We start from the raw sequence: 18,188 nt of genomic DNA on the forward strand, positions 1-18,188 counted from the left end.
GAGGTGATCGGCGCCGGGTCCGGGGACGGCGCCGTGCCCCGTCCCCACGGGTGCGGCGCGTCGGGGCCGTTCCGCTCAAACGGCCCCGGTTCTGGGTCGCCCAGGGCGGGGGGCCCTGGGCTCGGAGGGGTCTGGCTTCGTCCGTCGCGGTCCCGTTCGGAACCACTTCGTCGCCTTGCTTGAGTTAGGCAAGCACATGTGACTTACTTGAGTCAAGCAATCGAGCCGAATGGGATTGCTTGAGTTAGGCAACGAGAAGGGTAGGGTGATGTCCATGTCCCCATCGCCGCCGGCGGCCGATTCCGCCTCCCCGGAAGTGATCGAGATCGAACGGGCGCTGACACAGATCACCTATCTGAGCACCCGGGCCCGGCAGCACGAGCGGCTGATGGCCCTCGCCGGGGTACCGCTGGACCGGGCCGCCGTGGCGCTGCTGCGTCAGGTGGCCGACTCCGAGCCGCTGCGCCCGGGGGAGCTGGCGGGCCGGCTGGACGTCGAGGCCTCCCATGTCACCCGCCAGGTGCAGCAGTTGGAGAAGTCCGGCCATGTCACCCGCGTCGCCGACCCCGGCGACCGCCGCGCCCTGCGCATCCGTCTCACGCCCACCGGCCAGGAGGCCATCGACCGCATCCGTGAGGCCGGCGCGGTCGGTATGCGCATGGCCCTCGCCGACTGGTCCCCCGACCAGATCCGCCAACTCGCCGCACTCTTCCACCGCATGGTCGAGGTCTTCCTCACCTACGCGGTCGACGAGGGCCAGGGCCCTGACGCGGGACCCCCTGCCCCGGCCGACTGAGGAGGGGGGGCGGTGAGCCCCGTAAGGGGCGCGGGGAACTGCGCGAGCAACCACGAAGCACGGAACGCCGCCCACGAAGCAGAACCCCCGCGGCGAAGAGGCATCCACAGCCCCCGAAGCCGCCGCTCCTCCCCCCGAAGCCGCCGCTCCTCCCCCCGAAGCCGCCGCTCCTCCCCCCCCCGAAAGCCCCCCCCCGAAAGCCCCCGCCCCGCACGACAACCGGCCCAACAGCCACCGCACACCCCCGACGAAAGAGCCCGACACGAATGGCGTTAACCATGTACGGCAGTGCCAGTGAGAAACCGTCACTTCCCCGGGGCGCGGGCCAGCACGTCCTGATCGTGGTCCACGATCCGGACGTCGCCGAACTGCTGTCCACGACACTGGAGTTGGCGGGCTACCGGATCCAGACGGCGGAGTCGGGCGCGGAGGCGGTGGCGCGGCTCACCGAGCAGCGCTTCGACCTGGTGGTGCTCGATCTGGCCCTGCCGGACCTGGAGGGCCTCGGGCGGGAGCGCCGCACGGTCGCCCACCGCCCGCCCGTGCTGTTCCTGACGCAGTACGACTCCCTGGGCAGGCTTCTGCCCGAACTCGGCCTGGGGGAGCAGGACTACGTCACCAAACCCTTCCGTATCGCCGAGGTCCTGGCCCGCGCCCAGGTCCTGCTCCGTGGCCGAAAACCCGTCCGGCGGGACAACGAACTGTCGTACTGCGACCTGGTCCTGGACGACCCCGCCTGTCAGGCCCTGCGCGCGGGCCGGGCGTTGAACCTCACGCCGGCGGAGTACCGGCTGCTGCGCTATCTCCTCGTCAACGCGCACAAGGTCCTGTCGAAGGAGCAGATCGGCCGCTATGTGTGGGGCGACTTCCACGGCGACAACGCCATCGAGCAGCTCGTCTCCCGCCTCCGCCGCAAGGTGGACCGCGACGGCCCGCCGCTGATCCACACCCGCCGGGGCTTCGGCTACTGGCTCGGCGGTTCGGCCGGCCAGGAACACTGAATGAAGTTTCCGAGGGCACTTCGAGAAGCAAATGTGTCCGAAACGCGTCTGTCCACCTGACCGCCGCGAGGTCGCCGGAAGGGCGGCGCCAGACCGTTCTGGCGCCGCCCTTCCTCGTTCCCGCGACCCCGACTCCGGACATTGGTGTGGACGTCAACTGGGGCTCGGTGGAAGCCTGTTGTGGCCGGATATCCGTCCCGCGCGTCCCATCGTCACCACTCGACATGTGATCCGGGTCACGTCAGCTTCCTGTCAGGTAACTGGCCGGGAGCCGTCAGACCGCTCTGTTTGCATGTGTTCATCGAGGCCTCGAAACATCCCCCGGCGCTCCACCCCCACCGGAGCCCCCACCACCGAGGAGAGACCATGGCCGACACGCTGACCGACGCCGCGTCCGACACCAGCGGACAGTGCCCCGAGTACCCGATGCCCAGGGCCACGGGCTGCCCGCTCGCGCCGCCGCCCGCCGCGACGGAGCTGCGCGGCCGTGAGCAGCCGATCACCAAGGTGCGGATCTGGAACGGCAGCACCCCGTGGCTGATCACCCGGCACGCCGACCAGCGCACCCTGCTCACCGACCCGCGGATCAGCAACGACGACCACGAGCCGGCCTTCCCCCACGTCAACGCCCACCGCGCGGCCATCGCCCCGCACACCCCGAAGCTCATCACCAACACCGACGCGCCGGAGCACACCCGGCTGCGCCGCTCGGTCAACGCACCGTTCCTGGTGAAGCGGATCGAGGCGATGCGTCCGACCGTGCAGAAGATCGTCGACGACCTGATCGACGCCATGCTGGCCGGCCCCGACCCGGCCGACCTGCTCACCGCGCTGGCCCTGCCCGTGCCGTCGCTGGTCATCGCCGAGCTGCTCGGAGTGCCGTATGAGGACCACGAGTTCTTCCAGGAGAACAGCAACCGGGTCCTCGACAGCTCCCTCACGCCGGAGGAGGCGGGCCTGGCCGGCCGTGCTCTGAACCAGTACCTGGACAGCCTGTTCCGGGAGAAGCTCGTGGAGCCGGCCGACGATGTGCTCTCGGAGATGGCCGGCCGGGTCAAGGCGGGCGAGATGGAGCACGAAGAGGCCGTCAACATGGGCGTCGCCATGCTGATCGCCGGGCACGAGACCACCGCCACGATGATCAGCCTCGGCACCCTCGCCCTGTTCGAACACCCCGACCAGCTCGCCGTGTTGCGCGAGACCGACGACCTGAAGGTCATCAACGGCGCCGTCGACGAACTGCTGCGCTACCTCTCCATCGTCCAGACGGGCCTGCGCCGCGTCGCCAAGGACGACATCGAGATCGGCGGCCAGGTCATCCGCAAGGGCGACGGCATCCTCTTCGACCTCCAGACCGCCAACTGGGACCCGAACGCCTTCCCCGAGGCCGAGCGACTGGACCTCAGCCGCCCCGCCCGCCAGCACAACGCGTTCGGCTACGGCCCCCACCAGTGCCTGGGCCAGAACCTGGCCCGGCTGGAGCTCCAGGTCGTCTACGGGACGCTCTACAAGCGCATCCCCACCCTGAGCCCGGCCGCCCCGGTCGAGCAGCTGGCGTTCAACCACACCGGGACCGCGTACGGCGTGAAGTGCCTGCCCGTGACCTGGTGACGCCCCCCACGCGTTCCAGGACGTGACCTGGTCACACCCCCCCGTGTTCCAGGGCGTGACCCGGTGACACCCCCCCCACAAGTACCGAACCCCCCCACAAGTACCGAGAATTGAGGAGCGACCCATGCGTGTGGACCTCGACGAACCGAAGTGCGTGGCCTCCGGCCAGTGTGTGATGGCCTCCCCCGAGGTGTTCGACCAGCGCGACGACGACGGCGTGGCGATCCTGCTGGTGGAGCACCCCGACGACGACCTCATGGACGGCGTGCGGGAGGCCATCGCGATCTGCCCCGCCGCCGCGATCCGACTGGTGGACCAGTGAGGCGGATCCTGGTCGTGGGTGCCTCGGCCGCCGGACTGGCGGCGGCCGAGACGCTGCGCCGCGAGGGCTACGACGGCACCCTCACCCTCGTCGGCGACGAACCCCATGCCCCGTACGACCGGCCCCCGCTGTCCAAGCAGCTCCTCTCGGCGGAGTGGGACACCGACCGGCTGACCCTGCGTACCCCGGCCCATCTCGACGGGCTCGACGTGGACCTGCGCCTCGGGGCCGCCGCGACCGGCCTGGACCTGGGGGAACGCGAGGTACGGCTCGCCGACGGCTCCTCGCTGCCGTACGACGGACTGGTCATCGCCACCGGCGTACGCCCGCGCAGGCTGCCCGGTGAGGGCGCGCACGTGCTGCGCACCCTGGACGACGCGCTGACCCTGCGGGAGCGGCTGACGCCGGGGACGCGGCTGGTCGTGGTCGGCGCCGGGTTCCTCGGCGCGGAGGCCGCGGCCGTCGCCTGGCGGCTCGGCGCGAAGGTCACCCTCCTGGAACCGGCACCGGTGCCGCTGGCGCACGCGGTCGGCGGGGAGGTCGGCGCGGTGCTGTCCCGGGCCCACCTCGACCACGGGGTCGATCTGCGCACCGGCGTCACCGTCACCGAGGTCACCGAGGACGGCGTACGCCTCGCCGACGGCGAGGTGATCGAGGCCGAGGAGGTGCTGGTCGCCATCGGCTCGCTGCCCAACACCGAATGGCTGGTGGACAGCGGCCTGGCCGTCGGCGACGGCGTGCTGTGCGACGAGTACTGCGAGGCCGCGAGGAACGTCTACGCGGCCGGTGACGTCGCCCGCTGGCACAACCCGCTCTTCGGCACCTCGATGCGCATCGAACACCGTACGAACGCCGCCGAGCAGGGCATGGCCGCCGCCCGCAACCTGCTCCACCCCGACGCCCGCAAGCCGTTCGCGCCCGTGCCGTACTTCTGGTCCGACCAGTACGACATGAAGGTCCAGGCCTACGGCTATCTGCGCGGCCACGACGAGGTGGCGGTCGTCGACGGGGAGCCGGCCGAACGCCGTTTCGTGGCCGTCTACCGCACCGGCGACCGGGTCACCGGTGCCCTCGCGGTTGGTATGCCGCCCAAGGCGATCCGGCAGTGGCGGCAGGCCATCGCGTCCGGTGCGTTGTGGCGGGAGGCGGTCCCCGACGAGAGATCGACTCTGCTGGAGGAGGTCGAACATGGCGGGACAGCCGCCTGACCGAGGCCGTGACGTGGTCGTCGTCACCGGAGCCGGCGGCATGGGCGTGGCGATCGCCCGCCGGATCGGCAGCGGGCGGAGCCTGCTCCTGGCCGACGCCTCGCGCGCTCAACTCGACCGGGCCGTCGACGCGTTGCGCGACGAAGGGTACGCGGTACGGGGTGTCCTGACCGATGTCTCCGATCGCGCGGCCGTCGACGCGCTCGCGGCGGAGGCGGCCGGCGAGGGCCGGGTGGCGGCCGTCGCGCACACCGCGGGTGTCGCCGCCGCCCAGGGCGCGGCGAGGACGATCCTGGAGGTCAACGTGCTCGGCACGGCCCATGTCATCGACGCCTTCGAGGGCGTGGCCGTGCCGGGGACGGCCATGGTCTGTGTCTCCAGCATGGCCGGCCATGTCGCCTCCCTCAGCCGCGAGGACGAGACCGCCCTCGCCACGGCCCCGGCGGAGGAACTCCTCGGGATCGGTGCCGTCGCAGCCGTCGGGGACAGCTCGACGCGTGCGTACATCGTGTCCAAGCGGGCCAACCAGGTGCGCGTCGAGGCCGCCGCGCTCGCCTGGAACCGGCGCGGCGCCCGGATCAACAGCGTCAGCCCCGGAGTCATCGCCACCGCCATGTCGAGGACGGAGGCCGAGGGCCCGAGCGGTGCGCGCATGCTCGCGATGCTGGAGGCGAGCGGCGCGGGCCGCACCGGCACCCCGGCCGAGATCGCCGACGCCGTGGCATTCCTCACCGGCCCCGAATCGCGTTACATCACCGGCACGGACCTGCTCGTCGACGGCGGCCAGGCCGCCTGGCTACGACGCCACCGACCGGCCTGAGCACAGGGTGGCCGGCCGGGAACAGGACCCGCGAGCGCCCCACCGCACAACTCCACACCAGACGTATCCACACCAGACGTACGAGGACCGCAGAGAGGACACCGATGTCCACCCCCCACACGCCGTCCGGCCCCACATCGCTCGACCCCGAGGAACTGGGCTTCGACCCGGAAGCCCTCCGCGCCCGCTACCGGGCCGAGCGCGAACGCCGGATCCGGCCGGACGGCGGCGCGCAGTACCAGCGGATCGCCGGTGAGTTCGGGTACTACGACGACGACCCCTACGGCGACCAGGAGTTCACCCGCGAACCGCTGCACGACCGCGTCGAGGCCGTCGTCATCGGCGGCGGCTTCGGCGGACTGCTCGCCGGGGCCCGGCTGCGGCAGGCGGGCGTCGAGTCGATCCGGGTGATCGAGAAGGGCGGCGACTTCGGCGGCACCTGGTACTGGAACCGCTACCCCGGCATCCACTGCGACATCGAGTCGTACATCTACCTCCCGCTGCTCGAAGAGCTGGGCTACGTCCCGAAATGGAAGTACGCGCCGGGCGAGGAGATCCGGCAGCACACCCGCGCCATCGGCCGCCACTTCGACCTCTACCGGGACGCGGCCTTCCAGACCGTCGCCACCGAACTGCGCTGGGACGAGACCGAGTTGGAGTGGATCGTCGCCACCGACCGCGGCGACCGCATCCGGGCCCGCTATGTCGTCGTCTCCAGCGGCACCCTCAGCCAGCCCAAGCTCCCCGGCATCCCCGGCATCGAGACCTTCAAGGGCCACACCTTCCACACCAGCCGCTGGGACTACGACTACACCGGCGGCGACGCGAACGGCGGCCTCACCGGGCTCGCCGACAAGCGCGTGGCCGTCATCGGCACCGGCGCCACCGCCATCCAGGTCGTCCCCCACCTCGGGGCCGACGCGGCACACGTCTACGTCTTCCAGCGCACGCCTTCCACGGTCGACGTACGCGGCAACGGCCCCACCGACGAGGAGTGGGCGAAGACGCTCACCCCCGGCTGGCAGGGGCAGCGCATGGACAACTTCCTCAAGACCGTCACCGGCGTCCGGGCCGACGAGGACCTGGTGAACGACGCCTGGACCAGCAGCGCCCGCCTCCAGGAGAAGCTGATCCCGACCGACGCGTACGCGGACGTCCCGGCGGACGAGCGCGAACGGGCCTACGAGATCGCCGACTTCCAGAAGATGAACGAGCTGCGCGACCGCGTGGCGGCGATCGTCGAGGACCCGGAGACCGCCGAGAAACTGAAGCCCTGGTACCGCTACATGTGCAAGCGGCCCACCTTCAGCGACAGCTATCTGCAGACCTTCAACCGGCCCAACGTCACCCTCGTCGACACGGCCGACACCCACGGCGTGGAGCGGATCACCGACAAGGCAGTCGTGGTCGGCGGGGTCGAGTACGAGGTGGACTGCGTCATCTTCGCCACCGGCTTCGAGGTCGGCGTCTCGGGGCTGCTCTCCGGCAAGCTCCCCGCGTACGGCAGGGACGGTGCCGGTCTGCTGGAGACCTGGATGACGGCCGGCCCGAAGACCCTCCACGGCTTCTACAGCCACGGCTTCCCCAACCTCTTCCAGCTCGGCCCGATGCAGAACGCCAGCGCCGTCAACTACGTCCACATCCTCGACCAGCAGTCGATCCACGTCGGCGAGGTCGTCGCCGAGGCCCGCAGGCGCCGCGCCCGGTACGTCGAGCCGACCGCCGAGGCCGAGGCCGCCTGGGTCGCCACCATCCGCGAGAAGGCCGCCGACCTGTACAAGTTCCAGGCGGAGTGCACCCCCGGCTACTACAACAACGAGGGCCGGCCCAGAGAGCGCAGCGAGTCGTACGGCGACGGACCGGTCGCCTTCCACGAACTGCTGCGGCGCTGGCGCGCGGACGGCGGCATGGACGACGTGCTCGTCGGTGCCGAGTGAAGCGGGGACCGAGGGCCGGACAGCCAGCGGGACAAGGGCGGGACAGAGGGCGGAGGACGAGATGAGCACACGGCCCAACCGGTACGACGAGACCGGTGAACTCCGTACCACCAGCGCCCGTTGGGAGGCACGGCGGCTCAACCCGCCCAGCCCGCTGTGGGGTTCCAACGGTGTCGCCTTCGGCCCCGACGGACGGCTGTACGTGGCGCAGTTCCTCGCCGGGCAGATCAGCGCCGTCGACACGGCCACCGGGGACGTCGACATCGTCGTCCCCATGGACAGCCCGGTGCAGTCGCCGGACGACCTCGCCTTCGGCGCCGACGGCTCGATGTACATCGCCGACCTGGTGCCGGGCCTGGTGTGGCGGCGCAGCCCGGCGGGGGAGTACAGCCTCGTCTCCGACGAGGTGACGAACCCCAACGGCATCACCTGTGTCGGGGACCGGCTCTTCGTCAACGAGATGAAGCCCAACGGCCGGCTGCTGGAGCTGTTCCCGGACGGCGGCGACCCGGTGGTGCTCACCGAGGGCCTGGCCCTCGGCAACGCGATGCAGCGCGGCCCGGACGGTCATCTGTACTACCCGCACATGATCACCGGCCAGGTCTGGCGGATCCCGGCGGACGGCGGGACGCCCGAGGTGGTCGCCGAGGACGTGCACGAACCGGTCGCGGTCCGCTTCGACCAGGGCGGTGTCCTGCATGTCGTCTCGCGCGGTGTGGAAGGCATCGTGACCCGTATCGACCTGCACGGCGGCGGGTCCCGGACGCTCGTCACCAGCGGACTGAAGGGCCTGGACAACGCGGCGTTCGACGCGGAGAACCGCATGTTCGTCTCCAGCTACGCCGCCGGCGGAGTCAGCGAATTGCACCCCGACGGCCGCACCCGTGACCTCGTGCCCCGCGGCTTCGACGGCCCCTACGGCGTCACGGTCGACCTCGGCGGCACGGTGTACGCCGCCGACCACTACCGGCTGGCGAGCCCGGCGACGAGCGACGAGGGCGAACCGGTCGGCGGGTCCGAGGTCACCGGGCCCGGCGGGGTGAAGACCCAGCTCCTGCTGCCCTTCGCGCACGGCATCGCCGCCGAGGGCGAACTGCTGCACTACACCTCGCAGTTCGGCATGGTGCAGACCTACCACCGGGAGAGCGGGACGCTCCTGGAGCGGGCACGGGGGCTGAACCGGCCCATCGGTATCGCGGTCGGACCGGACGGTTCGCTCGTGGTCGCCGAGACGGGCGCGGGCCGGGTCGTGGCCGTCGGGAACGACGGAGGCGGCTCCGCGCCCGTGACCGTGCTCCGCGAAGGCCTCGACCAGCCCACGGACGTGGCCTTCGACGCGGACGGCCGCCTCTACGTCAGCGAGGAACGGCTCGGGACGGTGCTCCGGATCGAGGCGGACGGCAGGACGGTCGTCGTCGCGGACGGGCTGGGCGCACCCCAGGGTCTGGCGGTCCTCGGCGAGGAACTGTTCGTGGTGGAGACCGGGCACCGCACGCTGCGCGCGGTCGACCTCACCACGGGGGAGCGGCGGATCGACGCGGAGGACCTGCCGGTGGGGCCGCCCCCGGGCGTCGTCCCCCGCACCGAACCGGCGCTCTTCGCGGACATCCTGCCCGGCATGGCCCGCCGCTTCGCGGGCCTCGCGGCGGCACCGGACGGGACCCTCCTGCTGTCGGCCAACGGCGAGGGCACCGTGCTGCGGCTCACCCCGAAGGCGAAGGCGAAGGCGAAGGCGAAGGCGGGCGCGGGGGCGGGGGCTCAGCCGGAGCGGTAGAGCGCCGTCAGCAGTTCGATGGCGGCCGGGGTGGCGGGATGCGGGTCGTCCCGCCACCAGGCGAGCCGGACGGCGATCGGCTCGGCGTCGCGCACCGGCCGGTAGACGACGCCGGGCCGCCGGTACTGGTTGGCGGTGGACTCCGCCGTCACCCCGACCGCGCGGCCCGTCGCGATCATGGTGAGCCACTCGTCGACGTCGTGCGTCGTCTCCGTCGCCGGACGGGAGCCGGGCGGCCACAGGTCGGTGGTGGTCGTGCCGGTGCGGCGGTCCACCAGCAGGATGCGCCCGCTCAGGTCGGCGAGCCGCACCGACCGGCGCCGGGCCAGCGGATCGTCGCTCGCCATCGCGCACAGCCGCCGCTCCAGCCCCACGATCGCCGAGTCGAACCGGCGGTCGTCCACCGCCCGCCGGACCACGGCGAGATCGCAGGAGCCCTCCGCCAGCCCGGCCGTCGGGGAGTTGGCCCGCACGAACTGCAGATCCGTCTCCGGATGCGCGGCACCCCAGCGGCGCTGGAACGTCAGTGTGTGCCGGCCGAGCGCCGACCAGGCGTATCCGATCCGCAGCCGCACCTGGCCCGAGGTCGCCTCCCGCACCAGGTCGTCCACCTCACCGAGCACCCGCCGCGCGTGCGACACCACCCGCAGCCCGGTCGGCGTCGGCGTCACCTCGCGCGAGGTGCGCCGCAACAGCCGTACGCCCAGGGCCCGTTCGAGCGAGGCCAGGGTGCGGGACACGGCCGCCTGGGAGACACCGAGGGCGATGGCCGCGTCGGTGAAGGTGCCCTCCTCGACGATCGCCACGAGACAGCGCAGCTGCCGCAGCTCTACCTCCCTGACCGCCGGGTCCCTGTCATCCATGACTCCAGCGTATAGATCGCGAAGAGGATGCATTTTGCGCAACGGTCGGCCGGGCGCACGATCGGCCCATGGACTCCGCCGCAGTCTCCGCCCCCGCCTCCGCCGGTACGGGTCTCGCCTCCTCCGGTAAGGTCCCCGCGTCCTCCGCCCTGTCCCCGTCTTCGTCCTCGGCACCGGCCGCCGCCCCCGAGCCGGGCGGGGGGCGGCTACTGGCCGTGCTCACCATGGTCGGCTGCGGGGCGTCCAACCAGGTCGGGGCCGCGCTGGGCTCGCTGGCCTTCCCGGTGCTCGGGCCCGCCGGGGTCGTCGCGATACGGCAGTACGTGGCCGCGCTCGTCCTGGTGGCCGTCGGTCGGCCGCGGTGGAGGTCCTTCACCGCACGGCAGTGGTGGCCGGTGGTGCTGCTGGCGCTGGTGTTCGGGACGATGAACCTGTCGCTGTACACCGCCATCGACCGCATCGGCCTGGGGCTCGCGGTGACCCTGGAGTTCCTCGGCCCGCTCGCCATCGCCCTGGCCGGCTCGCGCCGCCGTATCGACGCGTGCTGCGCGCTGATCGCCGCCCTCGGCGTGGTCACCCTGATGCGGCCGCAGCCCTCCGCCGACTACCTCGGCATGGGGCTCGGCCTCCTCGCCGCCGTCTGCTGGGCGTCGTACATCCTGCTCAACCGTACGGTCGGCCGCCGTATCCCCGGCGCCCAGGGCTCCGCCGCCGCTGCCGCGCTCTCCGCCCTGGCCTTCCTGCCGGTCGGCGTCGGCGTCGTAGCACGGCAACCGCCCACCGCCGGTGCCGTCGGCTACGCGATCGCCGCCGGGATCCTCGCCTCGGCCGTGCCGTACCTCGCGGACGTGTTCACCCTGCGTCGTGTGCCCGCCCAGGTCTTCGGGCTCTTCATGAGCGTCAACCCCGTCCTGGCCGCCCTGGCGGGCTGGATCATGCTCGGGCAGGCCCTGGGCCGGTGGGAGTGGGCCGCCATCGGCGCGGTGGTCGCGGCGAACGCGCTGAGCATGCTCGTACCCCGCCGCCCCTGACGCTGTCCGTCGCCGACTCGGTGCAATGTTCATGGACACTTGCTCATTTCTTGACAGGTGTCCATTATCTTCGTCATGAAGCCGGAACCCTCGGCACCCGCCGGGCCGACGACCCCGCGCCCGCCCATGGACCGCCGGGTCCGCCGCTCCCGCTCCGCGCTGATGCGGGCGGCGATCGCCCTGGTCACCGAGCGCGGCACGACGGCGATCCCGGTGTCGGAGATCGCCGAGGCCGCGGATGTCAGCCGTCAGGTGCTCTACCAGCAGTTCGGCGACCGCGACGGGCTGCTGCTCCGGGCCGCGCTGGACCTCGCCCGGCGCGAACTGATCGAGGGCCCCGCGTACGAGGCGGCGGACGCGACGGACCGGGCCGGAGTGCTGGCCATGGCACGCCATTTCGCGGAACACCGCGGCTTCTACCGCGCGATGCTCACCGGGTCCCGCGCGTTCGACCTGAACAGGGGGCTGACCGAGCTGATCGTCCCGGCCAACCGGGAGGTCGTACGCCGGCGGTACGGCACCGACCTGGCACCCGAACTGGTCGACGACCTCGCCACGTTCCTCACCGGCGGCGCCTCCGCCGTCGTCAACACCTGGGTCGTGGAGGGCGAAGACCCCCTCGACCCCGAGGAGTTCACCGACCGGCTCATGCGGATGCTGCCCGTGGTCGCCACCGCCCTGGGCCGGTCCACCACGCCCGCACCGAACCAGGAGCAACGCCGGTGAACCTGAGCAGCCACCTCATCCAGCGCGCGCTGAAACTGCCCCCGCCGCTCACCCGGGACCTCGTCGTCGAACGGGACCTCCGGGTGCCGATGCCCGACGGGGTCGAGCTGCTGGCCGACCGCTGGGCGCCCCGCACCGGCGGCGAGGGTTTGCCGACCGCGCTGATCCGCTGCCCGTACGGCAGGCGCGGCGCCATCGCCCTCGGGGCGGTCCGGCCGCTGGCCGAGCGCGGCTACCAGGTACTGATCCAGAGCACCCGGGGCGGCTTCGGCTCCGGCGGCACCCCCGACTACATGCGGCAGGAACGCGCGGACGGCCTGGCCACCCTGGACTGGCTGGTGGAGCGCCCGTGGGCCGGCGACGCGATCGTGCTGATCGGCACCAGCTACATGGGCTATGTGCAGTGGGCGGTGGCCGACCGGGTGCCGCCGCAGGTCAAGGCCATGATCCCGCACATGACGGAGTCCGCGCTCACCCTGGAGTTCCTGCGCGGGGACGGGATGTCGCTGCAGACGCCGTTCGGCTGGGGCGCGATGATCGCCAAGCAGGAACGCCCGTTCGCGATGGTCCGCCAGCCCCTGGAGCTGAGGCGCGTCCGCCGCGCCCTCGACACCCTGCCCCTCGCCGACGCCGACCTCGCCGCCCTCGGACAGCGCTCCCCGTACATCCAGGACATCCTCGCCCACGACGCCGACGACCCGCGCTGGGCCGGCCTCGACCACCGGGACCGGGTGGCCGACGTGACCGTCCCCGTCAGCTCCATCGGCGGCTGGTACGACATCTTCCTGCCCGGCCAGATACGGGACTTCACGGCTCTTCAGGCGGCGGGCCGCGAGGCCCGGCTGACCGTCGGGCCCTGGACGCACACCTCGATCGACAACACCCTGACGCGCGAGGCCGTCGAGTTCGGCCTCGCCCACGCGCGCGGCGAACAGCCCCCGGAGCGCGCCCCGGTACGGCTGTACGTGACGGGCGAGGAGGCCTGGCGCGACTTCGCGTCCTGGCCGCCGAAGGGGTACGAGGAGCGGCGCCTCCACCTCCGGCCCGGCGGAGCCCTGGCCGCCGAGCCGCCCACCGCCCCGGAATCCGACGGGTACCGCTACGACCCGGCGGACCCGACCCCCTCCGTCGGCGGGGTGGCCATGCCGCCCGGCGCCGGGCGCGTCGACAACACCGCGCTGGAGGCCCGCCCGGACGTACTCACCTACACCACCGCCGTGTTGGAGGAGGACGTCGAGGTCGTCGGCGAGGTGAGCGCCGAGATCTGGTTCCGCTCCAGCCTGCCGTACGCCGATGTCTTCGTCCGGCTCTGCGAGGTCGACGACAAGGGCCGCTCGGTCAACGTCTGCGACGGACTGACCAGCCTCACCGGCGCCGACGAACTCGGCCGCGCCACCGTCCGGTTGTGGCCCACCGCCCACCGCTTCCGGCGCGGCCGGCGCATCCGGGTCCAGGTCTCCAGCGGCGCCTTCCCGCGCTACGCCCGCAACCCGGGCACCGGCGAGCCCCTCGCCACCGCCACCACCCTCCGGGCGGCCGACCAGAGCGTCCACCACGGTCCGGAGCACCTCTCGGCGGTGATCCTGCCGGTGCGCACGGCCGTTTGAGCGGCCCCGCGAGCAGCCACGTGAGCAGTCCCGTGAGCAGCCCCGCACGAGGCCTCACAAGGGGCCTCACAAGTGGAGCGACCATGTGCCAACGAAATTGTTGACAATCTTGTTGACGTAGATTTACGTTCGACAGGCACTCACTCAGGGAGGGCACGATGCGGGAGGAAGCCCGTCCGGGCACCGGAGAGCAGGCCAAGCAGCTCGCGCTGGCGCAGCTGCGGCAGGCGATCCTGCACGGCGAGATGGCACCGGCTCAGCGGCTGGTGGAGAACGAACTCGCCGAGCGGTTCGGTGTGACACGGGCCAGCATCCGCGCGGCGCTGATCGATCTGGAGGCTGAGGGACTGGTCGAGCGGATCCGCAACCGGGGCTCGCGGGTGCGGGTCGTGAGCGTGGAGGAAGCGGTCGCCATCAGCGAGTGCCGCATGGCACTCGAAGGGCTGTGCGCGGCGAAGGCGGCCACCGAGGCCACCGACGACCAGCTCGCCGAACTGGCCGACATCGGCACGGCGATGACCAAGGCCGTGGCCGACGGCGAACCGGTGACGTACTCCGAGCTGAACCAGCGGCTGCACGCCCGCATCCGGGAGATCTCCGGCCAGCGGACGGCGGTGGAACTGCTGGAGCGGCTCAACGCCCAACTGGTGCGCCACCGCTTCCAGTTGGCGCTGCGACCGGGACGGCCCCAGCACTCCCTGGGTGAACACCTGGCCATGATCGAGACGATCACGGCGAGGGACCCACGGGCGGCCGAGGAGGCCGTCCGCGCCCACCTCACGAGCGTGATCACCGCGCTGCGCGCCTAGCCGCGCCGCGCACGACGCTCCGGGGTGGGCGGACCCGCCCGTCCACCGAGGAGAGCTGACACATGACCGACGGCACGGCTTCCGCCGCCCCACCTCGATCGACACTCGTCATCACCGCGCACGCGGGGGACTTCGTGTGGAGGGCCGGCGGCGCCATCGCCCTGGCGGCCTCGCGCGGGGAGAAGGTCACCATCGCCTGTCTGACCTTCGGCGAGCGCGGCGAGTCCGCGAAGGCCTGGCGCGAGGGCCGGAAGCTGGACGAGATCAAGGCGATCCGCCGGGACGAGGCGGAGAGGGCCGCCGCCGCCCTCGGCGCCGGGATCGTCTTCTTCGACGCCGGCGACTACCCGCTGACCGGCACCCCCGAACTCACCGACCGCCTGGTCGCCGTCTACCGCGCGGCCCAGCCGGACGTCGTCCTCACCCACCCGCTGGAGGACCCCTACAACGGCGACCACCCGGCCGCCGCCCGCATGGCCCTGGACGCCCGGGTCCTCGCCCAGGCCATCGGCTACCCCGCCGAGGGCGAGATCATCGGCGCCCCGCCGGTGTTCTTCTTCGAGCCCCACCAGCCCGAGATGTGCGGCTTCAGGCCCGAGGTCCTCCTCGACATCACCGACGTCTGGGAGACCAAGCGCGAGGCCATGGAGTGCCTGGGCGCCCAGCAACACCTGTGGGACTACTACACCGACCTCGCCGTACGCCGGGGAGTCCAGCTCAAACGCAACGCGGGCCCCAACCTGGGCCTCGCCCACCGGACCATGGCCGAGGCGTACATGCGTCCCTACCCGCAGGTCACGGAGGTGCTGGACTGATGGCCGGTGTGATCGTCACCAACCCGCCGAAGGCGGACCCCGAGGACGTCGAGGCGCTCGGCCGGTACGGCGTCGCCACCGTCCACGAGGCGATGGGCCGCACCGGTCTGCTCGGCACCCACCTCCGCCCGATCCAGCAGGACACCCGGATCGTCGGCACAGCCGTCACCGTCCTCTCCTGGCCCGGCGACAACCTCATGATCCACGCGGCCGTCGAACAGTGCGGCGACGGCGACATCCTGGTCGTCACCACCACCTCGCCGTCCACCGACGGCATGTTCGGCGAACTCTTCGCCACCGCCCTCCGACGGCGGGGCGTACGCGGCCTGGTCATCAACGCGGGCATCCGTGACACCGCCGAACTGCGGGCGATGGACTTCCCCGCCTGGGCCGCCGCCGTCAGCCCCCAGGGCACCGTCAAGGCCACCGGCGGCTCCGTCAACGTCCCCGTGGCCATCGGCGGCCAACTCATCCACCCCGGCGACGTGATCCTCGCCGACGACGACGGCGTGGTCGTCGTACCCCGCTCACAGGCCCGGCGGACGGCCGAGGCGTCCGAGGCCCGCGAACGCAAGGAGGCCGCTTCCCGCGCCGCCTTCCTCGACGGCCAACTCGGCCTGGACCGCTACGGGTTGCGCGAGACCCTCGTACGCCTCGGGGTGACCTACCGGTCGTACGAGGAGTACGCCGCGGAGAGCGGCGAGTCGTGAGCCCGCGCGAGGCGCACGCCGGCGAGGAGGCCCGGCCGTGACCGGGTGGTCCGGGGGAGTCCGCTGCATGCTGATGCGCGGCGGCACCTCCAAGGGCGCCTACTTCCTCGCCGAGGAACTGCCCGTCGACCCGGCCGACCGCGACGACCTGCTGCTCCGCGTCCTGGGCAGCCCCGACCCACGCCAGATCGACGGCCTGGGCGGGGCCCACCCCCTGACCAGCAAGGTGGCAGTGGTGTCCGCGTCGGCCGCCCCGGAGGTCGATGTCGACTACCTGTTCCTCCAAGTCGGCGTGGACACACCGGAGGTGAGCGACCGTCAGAACTGCGGCAACCTGCTCGCCGGAGTCGGCCCGTTCGCCGTCGAACGCGGGCTGGTGACCGCCGGCGAGCCGGAGACGTCCGTACGCGTCCGCATGCTCAACAGCGGTGACCTCGCCGTCGCCACCTTCCCCACCCCCGGCGGCCGGATCGCGGTCACCGGGGACACGGAGATCTCCGGGGTGCCGGGGACGGCCGCGCCCGTGGTGATCGAGTTCCCGGGCGGCGGCAGCCCCCTGCTGCCCACCGGGAACGCCCGGGACGTCGTCGCCGGCACGGAGGTCACCTGTGTGGACAACGGCATGCCGACCGTCCTGATCCCCGCGACCGCCCTGGGGGTCACCGGCCACGAGGCCCCCGAGGACCTGGAGGACGATCCGGCCCTCGCCGACCGGCTGCGGGAAATCCGGCTGGCGGCGGGCCGGTTGATGGGCCTCGGCGACGTCGAGCACACCACCGTGCCCAAGCTCGGCCTGCTCGCCCCGCCCCGGGACGGCGGCGCGGTCGCCACCCGCACCTTCATCCCGGTGCGCTGCCACACCTCCATCGGTGTGCTGGGCGCGGCGAGCGTGGCCGCCGGGCTGCGCATCACCGGGGGAGTGGCCGAGGGCATCGCCCGACTCCCGGCCACCGGCGACCGGTTGCGCATCGAACACCCCACCGGCTTCCTCGACATCGAGTCCGGTGTGACCTACGGCCCCGACGGCACCCCCTCGGCGAGCCGCACCGCCGTCGTCCGCACCGCCCGCAAGATCTTCGACGGCACGGTCTTCCCCCGCCCCGCCGCCCGCTCTTCCCGCCCCTAAGGAGTCACCGATGCCCCCGCCGCTCGGCGACATCGCCCACCTCGGGCATGTCGAACTGCTCACCCCCGACCTCGACGGCAGCCTCTGGTTCTTCACCGAGATCCTGGGCCTGACCGAGAACGGCCGCTCCGGCGGCTCGGTCCACCTGCGGACCTGGGACGACTACGAACACCACAGCCTCACCCTCACCGCCCACTCCACCAACGGCATCCGCCGCACCGCCCTGCGCACCTCCGGCGAGGAGGCCCTGCGGCGCCGGGTCGAGGAACTGGAGAACACCGGGCGCGCGGGCCGCTGGGTCGAGGACGAACCCGGCATCGGCCCGCTCTACGTCACCACCGACCCCGACGGCCACGAGGTCGCCCTGTACTGGGAGAGCGAGTGGTACGAGGCACCGGCCGACCTCAGACCGGGCCTGAAGAACCAGCCCCAGGCCAAGCCCGGCCACGGCGTCGGCGTACGCCGCCTCGACCACCTCAACTTCCTCGCCGCCGACGTCGGGGCCAACGCCGCCTTCACCCGCGACCTCCTCGGTGCCCGCCCCACCGAACAGATCGTCCTCGACACCGGGAAGGTCGCCGCCCAGTGGCTGACCTTCACCAACAAGTCGTACGACGTCGTCTACACCGAGGACTGGACCGGCTCACGCGGCCGGCTGCACCACATCGCGTTCGCCACCGACACCCGCGAGGACATCCTGCGGGCCGCCGATCTCTGCCTGGACCAGGGCGTGTTCATCGAGACCGGCCCGCACAAGCACGCCATCCAGCAGACGTTCTTCCTCTACGTCTACGAGCCGGGCGGCAACCGGATCGAGCTGTGCAACCCGCTCACCCGGCTCGTCCTCGCCCCCGACTGGCCGCTCATCACCTGGACCCAGGCCGAGCGCGCCAAGGGCCAGGCCTGGGGCCTGAAGACCATCGAGTCCTTCCACACACACGGCACACCCCCGGTCGACTGACGGGCCCACGCTGGTCCACCGCACGAAGGGCCGGCCCACGGATCCGGGCCGGCCTCCCCCCTGTGCCATGG

Annotated in this window: 17 protein-coding genes; 16 read left to right on the forward strand and 1 reads right to left on the reverse strand. The window is 72.1% G+C overall.

Features of this window, described 5'->3' with window-relative positions:
- Positions 1-274: 274 nt before the first annotated feature.
- The 8 genes from ABT147_RS25525 to ABT147_RS25560 all read left to right on the forward strand — a co-directional run bounded on the left by ABT147_RS25525 (position 275) and on the right by ABT147_RS25560 (position 9,469).
- Positions 275-796, forward strand: a complete 522-nt coding sequence (locus ABT147_RS25525) for a MarR family winged helix-turn-helix transcriptional regulator (RefSeq protein WP_351410055.1) — start codon at positions 275-277, stop codon at positions 794-796.
- Between the two features lie 278 nt (positions 797-1,074).
- The gene (locus tag ABT147_RS25530; RefSeq protein WP_351410236.1) at positions 1,075-1,797 is read left to right on the forward strand and encodes a response regulator transcription factor; all 723 of its coding nucleotides are present in this window, start codon (positions 1,075-1,077) and stop codon (positions 1,795-1,797) included.
- Between the two features lie 366 nt (positions 1,798-2,163).
- Complete coding sequence (locus ABT147_RS25535; RefSeq protein WP_351410057.1) at positions 2,164-3,408, forward strand: cytochrome P450; 1,245 nt, start codon at positions 2,164-2,166, stop codon at positions 3,406-3,408.
- A 124-nt stretch (positions 3,409-3,532) separates the two neighbouring features.
- Complete coding sequence (locus ABT147_RS25540) at positions 3,533-3,730, forward strand: ferredoxin (protein ID WP_351410059.1); 198 nt, start codon at positions 3,533-3,535, stop codon at positions 3,728-3,730.
- On the forward strand, positions 3,727-4,938 hold the full coding sequence (locus ABT147_RS25545; protein WP_351410061.1) for an NAD(P)/FAD-dependent oxidoreductase: 1,212 nt from the start codon (positions 3,727-3,729) through the stop codon (positions 4,936-4,938). The genes ABT147_RS25540 and ABT147_RS25545 overlap by 4 nt, the downstream gene beginning before the upstream one ends.
- Positions 4,919-5,758: an SDR family oxidoreductase gene (locus tag ABT147_RS25550; RefSeq protein ID WP_351410064.1), complete on the forward strand. Its 840-nt coding sequence runs from the start codon at positions 4,919-4,921 to the stop codon at positions 5,756-5,758. Before ABT147_RS25545 ends, ABT147_RS25550 begins: the two co-directional genes overlap by 20 nt.
- 104 nt (positions 5,759-5,862) lie before the next feature.
- Positions 5,863-7,695, forward strand: coding sequence for a flavin-containing monooxygenase (locus tag ABT147_RS25555; RefSeq protein ID WP_351410066.1), 1,833 nt, complete (start codon positions 5,863-5,865; stop codon positions 7,693-7,695).
- A 61-nt stretch (positions 7,696-7,756) separates the two neighbouring features.
- Complete coding sequence (locus tag ABT147_RS25560) at positions 7,757-9,469, forward strand: hypothetical protein (RefSeq protein WP_351410068.1); 1,713 nt, start codon at positions 7,757-7,759, stop codon at positions 9,467-9,469.
- Here the strand turns inward: ABT147_RS25560 and ABT147_RS25565 are convergent.
- Positions 9,454-10,332, reverse strand: a complete 879-nt coding sequence (locus ABT147_RS25565; protein WP_351410071.1) for a LysR family transcriptional regulator — start codon at positions 10,330-10,332, stop codon at positions 9,454-9,456. The two genes, ABT147_RS25560 and ABT147_RS25565, sit on opposite strands and share 16 nt — an antisense overlap.
- Positions 10,333-10,556: 224 nt before the next feature.
- Here ABT147_RS25565 and ABT147_RS25570 point away from each other — a divergent pair, with 224 nt between their 5' ends.
- The 8 genes from ABT147_RS25570 to ABT147_RS25605 all read left to right on the forward strand — a co-directional run bounded on the left by ABT147_RS25570 (position 10,557) and on the right by ABT147_RS25605 (position 18,117).
- Positions 10,557-11,363, forward strand: a complete 807-nt coding sequence (locus ABT147_RS25570) for an EamA family transporter (protein WP_351410238.1) — start codon at positions 10,557-10,559, stop codon at positions 11,361-11,363.
- Between the two features lie 75 nt (positions 11,364-11,438).
- Positions 11,439-12,089, forward strand: coding sequence for a TetR/AcrR family transcriptional regulator (locus tag ABT147_RS25575; RefSeq protein ID WP_351410073.1), 651 nt, complete (start codon positions 11,439-11,441; stop codon positions 12,087-12,089).
- On the forward strand, positions 12,086-13,696 hold the full coding sequence (locus ABT147_RS25580) for a CocE/NonD family hydrolase (RefSeq protein ID WP_351410075.1): 1,611 nt from the start codon (positions 12,086-12,088) through the stop codon (positions 13,694-13,696). Before ABT147_RS25575 ends, ABT147_RS25580 begins: the two co-directional genes overlap by 4 nt.
- A gap of 158 nt (positions 13,697-13,854) precedes the next feature.
- On the forward strand, positions 13,855-14,505 hold the full coding sequence (locus ABT147_RS25585) for a GntR family transcriptional regulator (RefSeq protein ID WP_351410077.1): 651 nt from the start codon (positions 13,855-13,857) through the stop codon (positions 14,503-14,505).
- Positions 14,506-14,567: 62 nt separating this feature from the next.
- Positions 14,568-15,320: a PIG-L deacetylase family protein gene (locus ABT147_RS25590; RefSeq protein WP_351410079.1), complete on the forward strand. Its 753-nt coding sequence runs from the start codon at positions 14,568-14,570 to the stop codon at positions 15,318-15,320.
- Entirely contained in the window at positions 15,320-16,030 is a 711-nt protein-coding gene (locus ABT147_RS25595) for a 4-carboxy-4-hydroxy-2-oxoadipate aldolase/oxaloacetate decarboxylase (protein ID WP_351410082.1), read from the forward strand. Before ABT147_RS25590 ends, ABT147_RS25595 begins: the two co-directional genes overlap by 1 nt.
- A 67-nt stretch (positions 16,031-16,097) precedes the next feature.
- The gene (locus ABT147_RS25600; RefSeq protein WP_351410240.1) at positions 16,098-17,156 is read left to right on the forward strand and encodes a 4-oxalomesaconate tautomerase; all 1,059 of its coding nucleotides are present in this window, start codon (positions 16,098-16,100) and stop codon (positions 17,154-17,156) included.
- Between the two features lie 10 nt (positions 17,157-17,166).
- Positions 17,167-18,117, forward strand: coding sequence for a catechol 2,3-dioxygenase (locus ABT147_RS25605; protein WP_351410084.1), 951 nt, complete (start codon positions 17,167-17,169; stop codon positions 18,115-18,117).
- The last annotated feature ends 71 nt before the right edge of the window (positions 18,118-18,188 follow it).

Origin of the sequence: Streptomyces sp. NPDC001868, assembly GCF_040297125.1 — a bacterium.
In the GTDB taxonomy this organism is placed as follows: Bacteria; Actinomycetota; Actinomycetes; order Streptomycetales; family Streptomycetaceae; genus Streptomyces.